An 18,355-nucleotide genomic window follows, 5' to 3' on the forward strand; every position below is an offset into this window, starting at 1 on the left:
TCTTCATTGATTAAAGATTCACTTTCCCGCTCTTATTAATAAGCTTTGGATTCTTAGATTTACTCAGGTTAATATTTTTCTAATAAGGCATACACCCTCTTAAGTTCCCCTTCCGTTCCAACCTGCTCATTCTTTAAGTTCTCACACAAATATTTCTTCAGTAAATTGTCCTCTATAATTTCTTCTATCCCTTCGTACACTTCTTCCGAATTCATCTTCACTATTAAGCCATTTTCTCTATTTTTAATTTGGTTATGAACGGTTATAAAATCAGTTACTACTATAGGTTTTTGAAATATTCTAGCCTCTGCTATCGCTAATCCATATCCTTCATACCTTGACGGTTGTACATATATATCACTTTGTTTTATAAAAGGGTATGGATTCTTGTGAGTACCCAATAGTATAAAAGTATCGTGTAAATTATATTTACTTATCATCTCCTCGAGTTTATTTTGAAGATTCCCTTCTCCTATTACATACCACTTAAATTTATACCCTTTTTGCTTTAATTTATAACAAGCTTCTACGGCCAGTTCATACCCTTTTTCATACACTAACCTACCAATAGTTAATATTCGTAATCCCTCAAACTGATCACTAAACCCCTGCCCCTCATTTGCCATCGATTTAATTAGAGTCGGCGATATAATATCATATACAACCTGGATCCTTGACTCTATTTTAGGAATTTCTTGAATCAATACTTCCTTACAAACATCGGACACGGCTACTATTTCATTAAATTCCTCATAATAGTTCAAATCAAAATCTTTATTATATGCAGCTAACCTATAATCTGTATTCACCCAGGCAATTTTTTTACTTGCGTAAACCTTATTTGCCACAAAATATGTGGGCATTCCTTGACTATAAGCTATGGCAACATCATATTTTCCCTTTAAATTATCCATCCCTTTAGACACCCATCTCCAAACTATTTGAGCTGCATGTAAATTATTATTTATGTATGGATTTCTAAGAGATATCGAAGCTCCAATTCTAAGAAATAACTCTTTAAAGTATTTATGTTTAATTAAATTTTTAAATTTCTCCGCCTGCCTTTTAATAACTATCGGTACATCTAATACGTTTACCTGCTTTGGAAGTAATGGCAAATACAATCCACTAGCAGAAAACATTAACAAATCCACTTCATATTTTTCATAATCCAATAAAGAAAGTAAAGAAACTAAACTTTTTTCTGCCCCTCCACTTTGTAACGAATCTATGACGAATAAAACTTTTTTTTTCATAACTATCACTACCCTAAAGTGTTTTTATTACGCTCAAAATATTAAACATCATTTATTGATTCTAGCTTTATGAAAATAATGCATATAATTTATCAATTTCATTACGATTTCCGTATTCACCTTTAAGCGTATTTTCCGCCAGTTTTTCCCTCAGCTCTTTATCACCAATAAGTTTCTTTATTCCATTAGCTATCCCATTTATCCCCATCTCAGTTACTATTCCATCGACCCCATCCCGCACCTGACTATTAGCAGTTGAAAAATTAGTAATAAGTACTGGCTTTCCAATAATTTGCGCTTCACGAACTGTTACAGCTTTCCCCTCATACCTAGACGGTTGCACATATATATCACATGCTTTTATATATGGATAAGGATTTGTTTTTTTACCCAGTAAAAAAAATCTTTTTTCCAGATTAAGTTCAGCTAATAACTTCCTAAGTTCAGCTTCTTGTGCTCCATAACCAACTACATACCATTCAATATCATATCCCTGATCTACTAAATCTCTTAATGCATACATAGCAAGATCTATTCCTTTTGCATACGATAACCGTCCTACCGTAACAAGCTTTACTTTTCCTGATTTCACCTGTATTTCTTCGGTAATATCTTCTTGATAAGCTTGCTCACGCACGAACTCAGGAGATAGTATATTTTCTATAATTTCAACTTTTTTATTCACATTTGGTAAACTACTAAGAAATGAATCTCTACATCCTTCTGAAACCGCTACGATATTATCCATCTTGCTCCACATTTTATACTCCATGTCTGTATTAAGTTTTATATTTGAATAATCCGTATGAATCCAACCAATTTTTCTTTTCGCTCGAACTTTATCTCCAATAAAATAATGTGGCCATAAAAAACTAATTGCTACATCATACTCCTCTTCCAATTTCGGTATAAAGGGTAACGTTATTCTCCAACCATATTGAATAACAAGGTATCCAGCTTCTTCACTTTTTACATATCTCCCATGTGCATCACCTAAAATTCTCCCCAAGGTTCTTGTCAATCCAATTGTAATTTGTCCTTCTTGCAATATTTGCTTGATAGATTTTCTAAAAGTAGTATATTGTTTTACTTCCTTTAACAAATTAGGCATTTTAGGCAACAAAAAAAGAAACTCTCCTTCGTGTTTAAATAACATCAAATCTACATCATATTTGCTATAATCGATTGTATTCAATAAACCGATTAAACTTCTTTCTACTCCACCAATTGCCATATCAAATGATGTAATGAGAATTTTTTTCTTTTTCATTTTCTAATCCCTCACCCAATTTATTGTAAATTTTTATAATAATAGCCTTACCTTCATCATATATAAATACTTACAATTAATTATGACTCCCTATACTCTACTCCATATAACGCTAACCAATCTGGAATATTATTCTTAATATCAAAACCTAATTCCGAAATCTTATTAACTACTATTTGTGTATTCAATTTTTCTTTTAATAAAGCTCCATGAATTTCTGCAGACCATATTTCCAGTTTTTCATCTAAACTAATAAACGATATTATTCCTAAACCCATATCGACATTTTTAGTTATTGTATTTGCTACTACGCATGGTACCCCCGCACATTGTGCTTCTAATGCCACAATACCGAATCCCTCGAATAAAGATGGAAAAAGAAAAACATCAAACATCCTTATAATTCTTGGAATATCTTTTCTTACCCCCAAAAATCTAATTTTTTCATAGATACCTAAACTTTTTGCTTCTAACTCAATAGAATCCTGTAACGGACCATCTCCTACTAAAACAAGCATAAATTTCGAATCAGACTTTAATACCTCTTTGCACACCTTTAACATAAAAATATGGTTTTTAGATTCAGAAAAACGACCAATATGACCTATCACCTTCGCTCCAACTGGTATGTTGAATTCTTCTCTTACTTTATTACTATCCTGTATATCTACATTAACAAATTGATTAGTATCTATTGCATTTTTCACTATCTTTACCTTTGTATTACCAATATTTTCATTAAATAAAAAGCGTGCAGCTTCAACACTGCACGCACAATAATTTGTTCCAGCATAAGCAATAAGTGTTCGTAAAAAAAACAACAAAACTTTCCCTTTCATCCCTGATCCTATCGGCCAATTATTACTATGTGAATGACAAACTCTTATTTTTATACCAGCTATTTTGGCAGCAACAGCAACAAATCCCCCTTGGTAATCAGTATGTGCATGTGCTGCCACATATTGATTACTAGACATTACCTTAACAAGCTCTTTAATGTACGAAAGAGGGCCTGCCTGTCCTAAGCTAGATATTCGATATATTTTCCCACCCAATGCAATTATTTCCTTATCATAATCACATTCTTCACTTTTATGGGAAACAAAATCAAATTGTACCTTTTTTCTATCTATATTCCTATATACATTCATTAGCAACGCCTCTGCACCACCTCGGTCCATCGCACTAACGATATGCAACACCCTTTTAGGTCGTTCTAGTTTACACATTGAAAATTACTCCCATCTAAGAATGATTTTCAAATATACATTTTATCCCCAAAAATTACTCTTATAAACTACCCCTAAAGTAATAACATGTTCATATACAAAATAAATAAAGTAACATAATATTACTGCATAGTAAATTAACTTTTGGTCCTTTTCAATAAATACCTTTATAACCCACGATATCAATATCAATTGGTATAATCCAAAATATATGGAGAATCTAGCAAAAATCCAATTTTGAGTTGAAATAATCATAAAAACTAGACCTAATAATGCCATATTTACGATATAATCACTCTTCGGAAAAAGCTCTCTTAGTTTATGCCTCCCAATAAAAGCAAGGATGAGTGGGGTTGCTTCCACAGCAACTCGAAGAATATTAGCTCCCCCTTCTTGAAAATCCTTATAATGTCCATATTGAGTATCTCCTATAGTCGCAAAGAAAGCTTCTGCAAATTGATTAAATCCTATCACAATAAGTACCGCAAGAAGGAGTAGTATAAATGTTATTGTCGACCAAGCTTTCCTTCGGACTACAAAATAAATAGGAATTAATACAAGAGCACTTTGATGAAAAGTAGATGCAAACAGAACTATTAAAAAATATTTTTTCCAATTCCCATCTAAAATATATTTTGTGGCGGTAAAAATAATTGCCGCTGTTAAATACTGCCTCACTCCATTCATTGAAACTAAGTACATACCCGATGCTATATATACATATAAACTTAACTCAATCATTCTTGAATATTTATATAAAACTGCTACTATTAATATATTTGTTATTAACGCTGTTATAAAAATTAGAACTTGGGGATTATCCGTATATACTTTTAATATCATTTGTAAAATACTAAACCCAACATCCTTACTATTTCGAATATACCCCCAATTGAAATCAGTAACTTTAAAAGCATGCATATAAAAATACGTATCACCAATATTATTTCTAAAACCAGATACTAATACAAGAGAGGTAGTCGCCATTAAAATCAATAATCGATTTGGTTTTAACATCACAATTCCTGTAGTTACCGGCATAGCAAAATACCTTGCAAAAAATGCGAGTATGAACACTATAAAAAGATTCATCCAAAGTATAGTCATTATTATTCCCTCTCATTTAACTACCAAATAAATTTCTATATATTTGCTTTCACTCTTGTTTTTACTGTTATATAACTATAAAGGATAACTCCAAATGGCAGTGCACAAAGTGTGAGCACTTTGCATGGTGACTCTTTTATAAATCTTATGTTTTTTGCTATAAAGCTACTTGATACATAATGTACAGCTTGCCTATATTTAAATAACCTATTTGTAAATGGTAGCTTCATCAGTTCCTTACGATAAAAAACAAAACCTTTTGGATTCTTACGATACTGATTTAACATATTCATCGAAGAACCATCAGGCATATATTCAACATAGCAAAGAGCTTCATTCATCAGTAACATCTCATATTTCTGATCCAACATATAATATTTATATGCCAAACCTACATACTTCTCATTTTTAAAAATCGGATATGGATACTTCTTTGTTAGTTCTGTACGATATACTAATTTCTTATCTCCAGTTACACCATGTTTATTGTAGAGATTAAAAAGTGTAGAACGGTTAAGATGTAATGGTAACTTTGAACCAATTACCTTCTCATCTTTATATAAATCAAGAGCAATTATCCCACTTACCTGTTCATTTCCATTTTCATTCCAAAAATTAATGATTTTCTCTACGGCATCACTGGGCATTGAATCATCTGAATCAATACATACATTGAGTTCTGTATCAATCATTTCATAAGCCGTATTATGAGCACCATGCATCCCTTGATTTGGTTGCCAATAATACCGTATGTCTATGTAATCTTCAGAAACCCAAGAATGCACTAACTCTTTTGTATTATCCTCAGATCCATCATCTATAATAAGCCATATAAAATCTTTACACGTTTGCTGCTTCAAGCTTTCATAACACCCCTGAAGACAATACGCTCTATTATATGTAGGAGTAAAAACCGTTAGTTTTTTCAAATTTATCACCTCGATACTGCTACATAAAATTTTTGAGTGAATCCAGTAATGTTTTTTATATCGTATCCTTTTTCAGCTAACGTAAATTGTGCAATGCCCCTCGATATCTTCCTATCCGCTATACTTTGTAATTTCCCTGTCCACTCTCTTACATCTAACAAAGAGCACTGTTCAACTAAATTCAAACCCAGATCTACATCTTGCGTAATAGTGTCTGATATAATACATGGTAAACCCGCCCCTTGCGCTTCAATAAGGGTAACGGGTAACCCTTCATAAATAGACGGAAAAATAAACATATCAAATGCCTGCAACAAGCGATTGATATCATCTCGTATCCCCAAGAATTTGACTCGACCTTTTATATTCAGTTTTTCTACTTTCTTCTCAATCTCTGATCGAAGAGGACCATCTCCCACTAACAAAAGAATAGATTTCGGTCGAGTTTCTATTAATCGGACAAAAATATCTATTAGAAAAGTATGATTTTTAGGATACGCAAATCTTCCGACATGTCCAATTACAAAAGCATCCTCATGAAGTTTCAGTTCTTTTCTTACTTGTTCTCTAATTTCTGAAGAAAATGCAAACTTATCACATTCAATTCCATTCTTTAAAATTTCAGTTGTACTTAACCTATCAGCAAACAACCATTTTGCCGCTGTAATTGAACATGCTAAAAAATGTGTTGCACATGGCACAATAAATGCTCCTGCATACCATTTATATATCTTCGCTATAGTTCCGCCTTCACTACTTGTACTATGGCTATGTGAAATCCTAACCGGTATTTCCGCCTTCTTAGCAGAACGAAGTACAAATCCACTCATTTTATCCATGTGTGAATGTACAATTCTATATTCTTGATGAGAGGTGAAAAAATTATCCAGTGCTTTTATATATCCTCTATGTCCAACGTTTGTGATATATGGAATTCTATGAATTTCCCCGCCTAACTTTACTATTTCTTCATCAAACACTCCTTCTTTACATGTTAAAAAATCAAATTGAACTTTGGAACGATCTATATTGCGATATAAATTCATAATTAAAGTTTCCGCTCCGCCTCTATTCATATTTACGACTACATGTAATACTCTTAATGGAGTGCCCAATTTAAATCCTCCATTTCACCCATAAATGTTGTATAGATTTCTTGTTTCTCCTTTAACACTTCATTTACTGAATATTGATTTTTAATACTAGTACATCCATACTGCCCCATCTGAGCTAATACTTTAGGATTTATAGAAATACCCTTTATCCTGTCAGCCATTGCTTTTATATCATCACGATCTACAATCCAACCATTTTTATTATTAATAATCAATTCCCTATGTCCCCGGTTATCAGTAGCTACAACCGGAAGTCCACAAGCCATAGCTTCCATAATATTAACTGGTAAACCTTCCCGATAACTCGATGCAACAGCTAAGTCAGACATCTGCAACAAAGAGGCTATATCATTTCTATAACCGAGAAAATGAACCATGTTAGTCACTCCTAGTTGAGTAGCTATTTTTTTACACTCTTCCATTAACGGTCCTTCGCCAGCAAGCAAAAGTTTCGCATGTGGCATTTCATTTTTCAATTGTGCTAATACATGGATTAAAAAGTTTTGATTTTTATTCTTATTAAATTCAGCAGCATAAAACATTAAAAAATCTTGTGATTTATAGCCACATTGTAGCTTTAATTCCCGTTTCTCAATTTCAGTTACAGGAGTAAACCGTTGTACATCTATTCCTACACCGTGAACTAGCTTAATATCTCTCACTGGAAAGCGATGTTTAACTGCTAAATCATAATCTTCTTGGTTAATTGTTATTAGACAATCCGTATGAGAAGCTAGAATTCTTTCAATTGGATAATAAAGCAACCAATTCATATACGGTGATCCTTTACAAAAGTGAAATCCATGTGCTGTATATACGACTTTCGTTCCTTGCCGCCTGGCTTTCTGAGCAGCTAAACGAGCAATTACTCCTCCCATAGGCGTATGACAATGAATGATATGATATTTATTTTGATCAATAATTGATTTTAGTTTTTTATATGCGTGGAGGTTTTGTATACTAAGAGGTGACCTTTGAATAGGAATATTATATTTTCGAGTTACGTACGGAAGATGTATATTCCCACTCGCTGCAACATGTACTTCCCATCCTTGTTCTGAAAACCATTTCAAATACGGTAAATGAAAAGCCTTAAAATGATAATCTACAGTTGCACAAAACAGAACTTTTTTAGACACCATCCCACGCACCCGTCTTATATAAATTTTTTCTATTAACCTGATACAGGTATTAACAGTTTTAAAGTTTTACGCTGATTTACTAACTTTAACAATCGTTTTCTTAATTCTACTTCGTTTAAATCTGTATAACTTGAAATAAACTCTTCAATTTCTTCTATACGAACATTCATTTCTTGTCCTACGTAAATCCTCGGATGAATTTGCTTTTCATTCATTTCATCTTCTTTTAGTAATTCTTCAAAAAGTTTCTCCCCTGGGCGTATACCAGTAAATTCTATTCCTATTTCATCCACAGAATTTCCTGATAATCGAATAAGATTTTTGGCAAGGTCGACTATTTTCACTGGTTCTCCCATGTCCAATACAAAAATCTCTCCACCTTTAGCTAAAGCACCAGCTTGCACTACAAGTCTTGATGCTTCCGGGATTGTCATAAAATACCGAACCATATCAGGATGAGTAACTGTAACTGGTCCACCATTTTGAATTTGCTTCTTAAATAAAGGTATAACACTCCCTCTACTTCCTAAGACATTCCCAAAGCGTACAGTAACAAACTTTGTATGACTTATTTTATCTTTATGTTGAATTACCATTTCAGCTAATTTCTTTGTTGCTCCCATAACACTCGTCGGGTTCACAGCTTTATCAGAGGAAATCATAACAAACGTTCCTACTCCATGTGCTCTCGCTGCCTCTGATACATTCATAGTTCCAATCAAATTATTTTTAACAGCCTCTTCAGGATTATTCTCCATTAGTGGTACATGTTTATGTGCAGCTGCATGATATACAACATTTGGAAGATGTTTATTCATTATTAAATTCATCTTTTTTTCATCTTGTATATCTGCGATTTCAGGAATAAACGTGCCTTTCATATCTCCATATTTTCTGTTTAATTCCATTTCTATAGAATAAATACTATTCTCCCCATGCCCTAGTAAAATCAACCTTTTCGGCCTAAATTTTGCAATTTGTCTACAAATTTCCGAACCAATTGAACCTCCTGCACCAGTAACTAAAATAACTTTGTTAGTTATATAATCTGAAATAACATCCACATCAAGTTCTACAAGATCGCGCCCTAATAAATCTTCTACTTGAACATCTCTGAATTCGTTCACCGATACTTTACCCGTTACTAAGTCTTCTAACATCGGAAGAATTTGAGTTTTCACTTCTGTTTTTAAACATCTTTTCAAAATAACATTTTGCTCTCTTTTGTTTAATGAAGGAATTGCTAAAATTATTATTTCAATATTCAGTTTTTTAACAGCATACTCAATTTGATTCTTACCACCAATTACTGGAATACCCCAAATATCAAGGTTATGTTTTTTTACATTATCATCAATAAATGCGACTGGCATTAATTCGGCAGCACTATTCTTTAACAACTGCCTTGCAACCATTGTCCCAGCAGATCCCGCACCAACAATTAACGTTCTTTTTTTATCACCCTTTTTTACATAATAAATATCTCTGTACATTCTCCATATAAAACGTGAACCACCAATTAATAAAATATGAATCATCCAAGTTACAACTAACAGCCGAAAATACATTTTTTGCATGATTAGTTGCTGCACAACTGCTGTAGCAATGATAGAAAATGTAACAACTTTGCATATAATGAGTAATTCTCCTATACTTGCATATTCCCAAGCTTTATTATACAACTTATATATTAAAGCAAATAAATGATGACTGACTAGTAGAGTGATAGAGCTAATAATTGATGATAAAGTGATAACACTAAAGCTAGCATTTACAAAGAAATAACTAAAGAAAATAGCACTTAACACAATCATTGAATCCATTAAAAGCAATAACGATATCCTCCGCCGATACGTCATGTAACTTCCTCCTTTAATCAATTCCATACTTAACTCTTTCAAATTTAAAGTTTCTAACTATATTCTCTTTATTAAAAGCACATAGTTAGAAACTTTAATAAAACATGGGCATCTAACCCGGCCTCACATTACACTCTTGATGACTCGCATCTAAGGTTGTTTTCACAACCCACAGCATAATCGAGTGCCTCCGTTGATAGCGGTAAGGAGACATCACCACATCTTATCCCTTTAAAAAATTCTTTATAAAGAACATCTTGATATAAGGATATTAAATTTATTTTTCTAAAGTACATTTATGTTATTTATACTTTTCCATTCAAAATCGCACCTAATATCCTACTTTTCGTAAAACTTAACGCCCTTTTCGTTTCAAGCGCATCTTCATTCACAGTACGATTATAACGGATCACCAATAATACACCTTCACACTTATCAGCCAATACACTTGTATCTGTTACTTCTAGTACAGGAGAAGAATCAAATAATATAATATCATATCGTTCCATTGCCTTTTGAACTAACATATCCATTGCACTCGAACTAAGTACTTCGGATGGATTGAATGGTACCGGTCCGCTAGTTAATACATCCAGACTTTCCATCTCTGTTTTTTTCACGGCGCCCTCTAAAGTTGTTTTTCCGTTCAATATATCAATTAATCCAATTGTATTTTCTAATCCAAACATTTCATGAATCGTTGGTGTTCGTAAATTTGCATCTATTACCAATACTTTTTCACCTTTTTGTGCTATTGAGACTGCTAAATTAACTGTAATCGTTGATTTTCCTTCACCATACCTCGGAGAAGTAATAACTATAGTTCTGCTTTTATGAATAGATGAAGATAATTGAAGGTTTGTTCGAAGCGAACGATACTGCTCCGAAATTTTCGATCTTGGAGCGGTATGTACAATTATACTTTCTCCTTTAACTTTATTTGTTTTTCGTCTATTTTTGTAAGCCACTCCGTTCCCTCCCCCAATAATACCGTATTTTTTTTACTGAATTTGTCTTTCACATTTTTTCTATTCATTTTAGATATTCCGCCCAAAACAGGAACATCTAACAATTGTTCAATTCGCCGTTCCGATTTGATTCTCTCATCAAGTGAATCCAATAAAAAAATGAATCCAATACTGAGCACCATACCTATAGAGAATGCAATTAGTATCGTCTTAAGGTGATTTATATTTATAGGCATAGAATGTTTTTGAACTGGGTCTTCTGGTAATATACTCACATTATTAAAATTCAGTATATTCGCTACTTCTTTCTTATAAACAGCGGCTGTAGTATTTGCAATTTTATGAGCAAGCACAGGATCTATATCCACTACATTTATTCTCATAATCTGGGACCCTTGCACACTTTCTGTACTTATTTGTCCACTTAATGCACCTGCAGATCTGTTAATATTCAATTCAGCAGCCACTTTTTCTAATATTACAGGCTCATTTACCATCGCTTTCAATGTATTCATCGTTTCAGCATTAGCTTGAACAATAACCCTTGCTGAAGAGGCATATAATGGTGTTTTTACATATATAGTATACATCGCTCCTGCTACTGTTGTGAGAGTTGTAAATAATAGAATGATCCAAATTCTTTTCCGTATAATAGTAAATAGATTTTTCAAATTTATTTCCTTATCCATAACTTCCCTCCTCATTTAAAACCAATGAGCTTCAACTTGAAATTGACATCGAAAACTTAAGAAAAAAACAATATTTTCATTCTTTTTAATATACAAACATTTCTAGTTAATGCCATTTTAGTTCTTTATACAGAACGAGTCAACACAAATTATTTTCACTAAATTACTTCCTGATGACACTAAAAAAAATGCGACAATATTCGTGTTTTTTCACTGTAGATAAATGACGAAAAAGCCCTAATACCGTAGTATTAGGGCTTTTTTCTCTCTTAGTATAGAGACATATATTGATCGCGTTCCCATTGGTGAACTTGCGTGCGGAAGATGTCCCACTCAATCTCTTTCGCTTCGATGAAGTGCTCAAGTAAATGATCACCTAATGCGCCACATACGATTTCATTAGATTGTAAAGTAACTAACGCTTGCGCTAATGTTGCTGGTAAGTCAACGATACCTGCTTCTTCGCGCTCTTCTTTTGTCATTACGTAGATGTTACGATCTACTGCAGCTGGCGGAGTTAATTTGTTTTTAATTCCATCAAGACCTGCTGCTAATAATGTAGCCATTACTAAATACGGGTTTGCAGCTGGATCAACACTACGTACTTCTACGCGTGTACTGATACCGCGAGATGCAGGGATACGTACTAATGGGCTACGGTTTTGTGCAGACCATGCTACGTAACAAGGTGCTTCATATCCAGGTACTAAACGCTTGTAAGAGTTTACAGTTGGGTTTGCTACCGCTGTAAATGCTGGTGCGTGTTTTAAAATACCTGCGATGAAGTGACGAGCATCATCACTTAATTGTAAATCACCGTTTTGATCGAAGAATACATTCTCACCATTTTTAAATAATGATAAGTTACAGTGCATACCTGAACCGTTCACACCGTATAATGGTTTCGGCATAAATGTTGCGTGTAAACCATGTTTACGAGCAATCGTTCTTACAACAAGCTTGAATGTTTGAATGTCATCACATGAGCGAATTGCATTTGCATATTTAAAGTCAATTTCATGTTGACCTGGCGCAACCTCATGGTGAGATGCTTCAATTTCAAAGCCCATTTCTTCAAGTTCAAGAACGATATCACGACGACAGTTTTCCCCTAGATCCATCGGCGCAAGGTCGAAGTATCCACCGTTATCGTTTAATTCTAATGTTGGATTTCCTTTTTCATCAACTTTAAATAGGAAGAATTCTGGCTCTGGTCCAAGATTGAAATCTGAGAATCCTAATGCTTCCATTTCTTTTAACACACGCTTTAAGTTGTTACGTGGGTCGCCATCAAACGGAGTACCATCAGCATTGTAAATATCACAGATTAAACGAGCTACTTTACCTTTTTCAGCTGTCCAAGGGAAAATTACCCAAGTATCTAAATCCGGATATAAATACATATCAGATTCTTCAATACGTACGAAACCTTCAATAGAAGATCCATCAAACATCATTTTGTTATCAAGAGCTTTTGTTAATTGGCTCACTGGAATTTCTACGTTTTTAATTACCCCTAAAAGGTCCGTAAATTGCAGACGTATATACTTTACATTCTCTTCTTTCGCCAAACGGAAAATATCTTCTTTTGTGTACCTAGCCATTATAAATTCCTCCTTAGTCCCTCTAAACACCTTCAGAATCAGTTATCTTTAGTGAAAAAACCTTGAAATGTCACCTTGTCGCAATGAGGTCCGATTAAATCTACCTGTATGTTGTAGTTCATCTCGAAGAATTTTGCGAAGCTCGGATTTTGAAATTTCTTTCGTTTCTTCTTTTACTTTCACTGCTTCTGTTTGATTTTCTTTCATTTGCAATACTTGTTTAATTCCGGCCATATTTAAGCCTTGATCTAACAAATCTTTAATTTCCAACAATTTATCTACATCGTTAAATGAAAATAATCTACGATTCCCTTTTGTACGGGTTGGAAAAATAAGATTATGCTCTTCATAGTAGCGAATTTGACGTGCAGATAATTGTGTTAAATCCATTACAATACCAATTGGAAACAGCGGAGCAGAACGTCTATCTTCTTTCATTGTTTCAGTTCCTCCTTCGCCTTAACTGTTTCTCATTTTATACCATGTTATGTTTAGTGTCAATAGATGTTAGCTTTTCTCACATGATTTTTTTGTGAATTTTTTCATTTTTTTCTAATGGCACAAATCATTACTTTCACACGAAAAAAGCTGCCGAAATCGACAGCTTTCCTTTAAGAAATTGTTAATAGTTTTTTTTCAATTAACGCATCAATCGCAGAACAAATCGCAATCTTTACATGCGAATAAGTTAACCCACCTTGCACGTAAGCAACATAAGGCGGACGAATCGGACCATCAGCCGACAGCTCAATACTTGCACCTTGAATAAACGTCCCCGCAGCCATAATTACATCATCTTCATAACCCGGCATATAGTTTGCATATGGAGTGAAATGAGAATTAATTGGAGATGCATATTGAATCGCTTGACAGAACGCAATCATACGATCTTTATCATCAAATTGAACAGACTGAATTAAATCTGTTCTTGGTGCATTCCAAGCTGGTGATGTATTCATCCCTAACTTTTCTAAAAATGCAGCTGTAAAAATCGCACCTTTTAGCGCTTGTCCCGCTACATGCGGCGCTAAGAAGAAACCTTGATACATTTCTTGCAAACTGTATAAAGATGCCCCTGCTTCCGCACCGATTCCTGGAGATGTTAGACGATATGCACACGCTTCAACATACTGCTCTTTACCAACAATGTAACCACCAGTTTTAACAATTCCACCGCCAGGATTCTTAATAAGAGAGCCTGCCATTAAGTCCGCACCAACATGACATGGCTCTTCTTCTTCAATAAATTCGCCATAGCAGTTATCTACAAATACAACAACATCAGGTTTAATCTCTTTCACAAACACAATCATCTCTTTAATTTGTGAAACAGTAAACGACGGACGAGTAGCATATCCTTTTGAACGCTGAATACCAATCATCTTCGTATTACTATGGATCGCAGCTGCAACAGCTTCAAAGTCCACAAATCCCTCTTCAGTTAACGGAACTGCGTTATAACCAATATTATATTCTTTAAATGAGCCTACACCTTTTCCGCGTACACCAACGATTTCTTCTAACGTATCATATGGTTTTCCTGTTATGTATAGCAGTTCATCTCCTGGACGTAAAATACCGAATAGAGCTGTCGAAATTGCGTGAGTACCTGAAATAATTTGCGGACGAACAAGACCCGCTTCTGCCCCAAATACATCAGCATACACTTTTTCTAACGTGTCACGACCAATATCATCATAACCATAACCTGTCGTCGGAATAAAATGCGAATCGCTAATTTTGTGTTTACGAAAACTTTCTAATACACGAAATTGGTTACTCTCAATCACCTCATCCGCACGTTTATGTACTTCTGTAATTTGACTTTCTACTTCTTTTACGATTGGAGCAATTTTTTCTCCATTTTTCAAACGATCAAACATTATTTTCTCCTTCTTCCACTAAAAATCTCTTTAATTGCCCCTTAAGCGATGAATGAGCAAATATATACCCTGTACAATCATATACAAATTTATCTTCTAGAAACTCCATTTTAGTTAATATTGTTTCTGTCTTTAAAAGCGTTAATAACCTACCTTCACTCGGAGGGATTTCCACTTGATAATCATCCATTTCTTCCTTCATCTTCGTTTCTAGCGCTTCTTTTATACGCAATAAATCACTTTCTTCAAAAGCACTAGTCATTAAGAAATCACTTTTCGGAAATGGAATGAAGTTTTGATGCAATTTATCTTTTTTATTATATAACGTAATAATAGGAATACGATTAATTTCAAGGTCCGACAATAATTGTTTTACTGTCTGCTCATGCCCTACATAATTAGGATCTGCAGAATCAACAACATGTAAAATAACATCCGCTTCCCCAGCTTCTTCTAACGTAGATCGAAAAGCAGCAATTAGTGACGTAGGTAAATCTTGTATAAAACCAACCGTATCAGTCAAAAGCACTGTATAACCAGAAGGTAACGGCATCTTTCTTGTCGTCGGATCTAGCGTTGCAAACAATAAGTTTTCTTCAAACGTATCAGCTTCCGTTAATCTATTAAACAACGTAGATTTTCCTGCATTTGTATACCCAATTAACGCAACTTGAAACACTTTATTATCTTTTCTTCTCTCACGATATCTCTTTCGATGCTCCACAACAACCGCAAGTTGTCTCTTTATTTCATCAATACGAGATCGAATATGACGACGATCCGTCTCAAGCTTCGTCTCTCCTGGTCCCCTTGTACCAATTCCACCACCAAGACGTGATAAAGCAAGACCTTGTCCCATAAGGCGCGGCATTGTATATTGCAATTGAGCTAATTCTACTTGAAGCTTACCCTCTCTCGATTTCGCACGTTGCGCAAAAATATCTAGTATTAACTGCGTTCGGTCAATCACTCTCGCATCTAATACTGAAGATAAATTCCGAATTTGACTTGGTGTTAACTCATTATTAAAAACAATAACAGCTGGTTCTAATTCTTCCGTCAACGCTGCAAGCTCTTCTAGTTTACCTTTTCCTATATAAGTCGCCGGATGAAACTTCGGGCGCTTTTGCGTCGTTGATACTAACACTTCCGCTCGCGCAGTTTTCGCTAGCGATGCAAGCTCTTTCATGGAATGCATAAATTTTTCATCATCATCTTGTGGCAATTGACAGCCAACTAATATGATTTTTTCTTTTTCTTCCATCAAATATGTTCACTCATCCTTTTCGAAATTTAAACCTTCTAATATAATAGCAGAGGAAGCACATTTCATCTAGTTAGCGGGGGAGAAAATTCATGGCATGGGAGATTTTTAGCATCATAGGCACAATCGCTTTCGCACTAAGCGGAGCCATTGTTGCAATGGAAGAGGATTATGATATTTTCGGGGTATATATTTTAGGAATGGCAACCGCATTTGGGGGAGGTGCCCTTCGTAATTTATTAATCGGATATCCAATCGTCGCGTTTTGGCAACAAGACATGTTATTCCAAATCGCACTATTATCAATGACGATCATTTTTCTTTTTCCTAATAAATTAATTAAGCATTGGAAAAAGTGGGAAAACATCACAGATGCCATCGGCTTATCAGCGTTCGCCGTACAAGGAGCTCTATACGCCCAAAAATTAAATTTACCAATTAGCGCTACAATTGTAGCTGCTGTTTTAACTGGCATTGGCGGCGGTATTATTCGTGATCTTTTAGCACGTAGAAAACCTCTCGTCCTTCGAGCTGATGTATATGCGTTTTGGACGATTTTAGCCGGTTTTTTGATTGGCGCTAAAGTCATCGTTAGCGATTGGGCTCTATACACCTTATTCATTTTAATTGTTTGCTTCCGCATGGTTTCTATTCATTACAAATGGCATTTACCGCATAGACGCATCGATACAAAGGAGCGCTCAATGCATAAATAGCAATCTAACCTCTTTACATATCGTAAAGAGGTTTTTCTTTTCTAACGAGTTTTTCTTTACATAATGTTTATACTAATTTTTAAAGCGAGGTGAATGCAAATGACAAACCATGTTAATAAAGGAGCTCAAAAAAGCTCAGTAAACCAATTTGGACATGATCCAAATTCAGCGCACGAAAAGAGCGCTAAAATGGAACGTCTTCATAAAACTCACCAAGAAAAAGCAAAAAAAGAGTAAACGAACTTATGCATAAAAATAGACGCACAGTTTACGTACTGTGCGTCTCCTCTTCAAGCATTAAATCCATACTTGATATCCCAATTAAATCATATTTATCATACGTATCCTCTTGTAACAATCGCATAGCTTGTGTACGAATCGATTTTTCAACAATATTCCGTACGTATCGCCCATTACTAAACGATGTAATTTGCGACGAATACTTTACCGCATGTAAATGATCTCGAAATTTCCACTCCGCTTCTTTAGATAACTGATATTCACGCTCCTCATACATTCTCTTTCCAATTTCCAACAGCTGATTTACCGAGTAATCTGCAAATTCAATAATAAACGGAAAACGAGATTGTAACCCTGGATTTAATGAAAGAAAATGATTCATCTCTCTTGAATATCCAGCTAAAATTAATACAAAACCGTGCTGCTTATCTTCCATATGCTTCACAAGTGTATCAATAGCTTCCTTCCCAAAATCCTTCTCTCCCCCCCGCGCTAAAGAATACGCCTCATCAATAAACAAAATACCTCCCATGGCCTTTTTTATTAAATCTCTCGTCTTTTGCGCTGTATGACCGATATACTCCCCCACAAGATCAGCACGTTCTGCTTCAACTAAATGCCCCTTCGATAAAATATTCATCTCAAACAACAATTTCCCTATCATTCTAGCAACGGTTGTCTTCCCAGTACCGGGATTCCCCCTAAATAACATGTGAAGCACTTGCTTCTCAGATTTCAACCCCATCTCTTGTCTTTTTTTATTTACATAAATCCAAGCATAAATTTCTTTTATTATCTTTTTTATTTCATCCATCCCAACAAGCTTTCCCATCTCTTCTTCAATTCTCTGCAACATCTCATGTTTAGTAGTGGTTTCACTTGAAATTACCGTTTTATTTTCTGATGCCGGTAACGAAATTTTCTTTCGATGGTTTAATACAATATTAATTTGATTGTTATTTTTCTTACGCATCGATTGTTCCATACAATCACCTCATTTTATCCACTCACCAAATATTATTATTCCAGTCCCTCTTGCAAATGCCTATTTTCAGAAAAGTTTGCTATAATATAAGAAATAATC

General features: G+C 34.5%; 17 protein-coding genes. 2 read left to right on the plus strand and 15 right to left on the minus strand.

Features of this window, described 5'->3' with window-relative positions; all coding sequences use genetic code 11:
• Positions 1-68 precede the first annotated feature (68 nt).
• From QCI77_RS18570 to hflX, 14 genes are all read right to left on the minus strand, one after another.
• Positions 69-1,256: a glycosyltransferase gene (locus tag QCI77_RS18570; RefSeq protein ID WP_353825339.1), complete on the minus strand. Its 1,188-nt coding sequence runs from the start codon at positions 1,254-1,256 to the stop codon at positions 69-71.
• Positions 1,257-1,323: 67 nt separating this feature from the next.
• Positions 1,324-2,526, minus strand: a complete 1,203-nt coding sequence (locus tag QCI77_RS18575) for a glycosyltransferase (protein WP_353825340.1) — start codon at positions 2,524-2,526, stop codon at positions 1,324-1,326.
• 80 nt (positions 2,527-2,606) lie between these two features.
• Positions 2,607-3,755, minus strand: a complete 1,149-nt coding sequence (locus tag QCI77_RS18580) for a glycosyltransferase family 1 protein (protein WP_353825341.1) — start codon at positions 3,753-3,755, stop codon at positions 2,607-2,609.
• Between the two features lie 42 nt (positions 3,756-3,797).
• Positions 3,798-4,862, minus strand: coding sequence for an EpsG family protein (locus tag QCI77_RS18585; protein ID WP_088031109.1), 1,065 nt, complete (start codon positions 4,860-4,862; stop codon positions 3,798-3,800).
• Positions 4,863-4,897: 35 nt separating this feature from the next.
• Positions 4,898-5,791 (minus strand): glycosyltransferase family 2 protein, encoded by an 894-nt coding sequence (locus tag QCI77_RS18590; protein WP_353825342.1) that lies wholly within the window; start codon positions 5,789-5,791, stop codon positions 4,898-4,900.
• A 5-nt stretch (positions 5,792-5,796) separates the two neighbouring features.
• Positions 5,797-6,906, minus strand: a complete 1,110-nt coding sequence (locus QCI77_RS18595) for a glycosyltransferase family 1 protein (RefSeq protein ID WP_061689935.1) — start codon at positions 6,904-6,906, stop codon at positions 5,797-5,799.
• Positions 6,891-8,048, minus strand: coding sequence for a glycosyltransferase family 4 protein (locus QCI77_RS18600; RefSeq protein ID WP_353825343.1), 1,158 nt, complete (start codon positions 8,046-8,048; stop codon positions 6,891-6,893). The genes QCI77_RS18595 and QCI77_RS18600 overlap by 16 nt, the downstream gene beginning before the upstream one ends.
• Positions 8,049-8,080: 32 nt before the next feature.
• Complete coding sequence (locus QCI77_RS18605) at positions 8,081-9,907, minus strand: polysaccharide biosynthesis protein (RefSeq protein WP_353825344.1); 1,827 nt, start codon at positions 9,905-9,907, stop codon at positions 8,081-8,083.
• A 305-nt stretch (positions 9,908-10,212) separates the two neighbouring features.
• On the minus strand, positions 10,213-10,875 hold the full coding sequence (locus QCI77_RS18610; RefSeq protein WP_061689933.1) for a CpsD/CapB family tyrosine-protein kinase: 663 nt from the start codon (positions 10,873-10,875) through the stop codon (positions 10,213-10,215).
• Entirely contained in the window at positions 10,824-11,564 is a 741-nt protein-coding gene (locus QCI77_RS18615) for a YveK family protein (RefSeq protein WP_002167787.1), read from the minus strand. The genes QCI77_RS18610 and QCI77_RS18615 overlap by 52 nt, the downstream gene beginning before the upstream one ends.
• A gap of 269 nt (positions 11,565-11,833) precedes the next feature.
• Entirely contained in the window at positions 11,834-13,168 is a 1,335-nt protein-coding gene (gene glnA / locus QCI77_RS18620; RefSeq protein ID WP_002014472.1) for a type I glutamate--ammonia ligase, read from the minus strand.
• Positions 13,169-13,216: 48 nt separating this feature from the next.
• Positions 13,217-13,606: a transcriptional repressor GlnR gene (gene glnR, locus QCI77_RS18625; RefSeq protein ID WP_002014475.1), complete on the minus strand. Its 390-nt coding sequence runs from the start codon at positions 13,604-13,606 to the stop codon at positions 13,217-13,219.
• A 173-nt stretch (positions 13,607-13,779) separates the two neighbouring features.
• On the minus strand, positions 13,780-15,051 hold the full coding sequence (locus QCI77_RS18630) for a methionine gamma-lyase family protein (protein WP_107886478.1): 1,272 nt from the start codon (positions 15,049-15,051) through the stop codon (positions 13,780-13,782).
• Complete coding sequence (hflX, locus tag QCI77_RS18635; protein ID WP_002069969.1) at positions 15,044-16,315, minus strand: GTPase HflX; 1,272 nt, start codon at positions 16,313-16,315, stop codon at positions 15,044-15,046. Before hflX ends, QCI77_RS18630 begins: the two co-directional genes overlap by 8 nt.
• Positions 16,316-16,407: 92 nt before the next feature.
• Here hflX and QCI77_RS18640 point away from each other — a divergent pair, with 92 nt between their 5' ends.
• Together QCI77_RS18640 and QCI77_RS18645 are read left to right on the plus strand one after the other, a co-directional pair.
• On the plus strand, positions 16,408-17,031 hold the full coding sequence (locus QCI77_RS18640; RefSeq protein WP_002014478.1) for a trimeric intracellular cation channel family protein: 624 nt from the start codon (positions 16,408-16,410) through the stop codon (positions 17,029-17,031).
• Positions 17,032-17,130: 99 nt separating this feature from the next.
• Positions 17,131-17,268, plus strand: a complete 138-nt coding sequence (locus tag QCI77_RS18645; RefSeq protein WP_002087943.1) for a hypothetical protein — start codon at positions 17,131-17,133, stop codon at positions 17,266-17,268.
• 31 nt (positions 17,269-17,299) lie between these two features.
• Here QCI77_RS18645 and spoVK read toward each other — a convergent pair whose 3' ends face one another.
• The gene (spoVK, locus tag QCI77_RS18650) at positions 17,300-18,256 is read right to left on the minus strand and encodes a stage V sporulation protein K (RefSeq protein ID WP_002014481.1); all 957 of its coding nucleotides are present in this window, start codon (positions 18,254-18,256) and stop codon (positions 17,300-17,302) included.
• Positions 18,257-18,355 lie beyond the last annotated feature (99 nt).

The organism is Bacillus cereus group sp. MG9, assembly GCF_040459995.1.
GTDB classification, from domain to species: domain Bacteria; phylum Bacillota; class Bacilli; order Bacillales; family Bacillaceae_G; genus Bacillus_A; species Bacillus_A mycoides.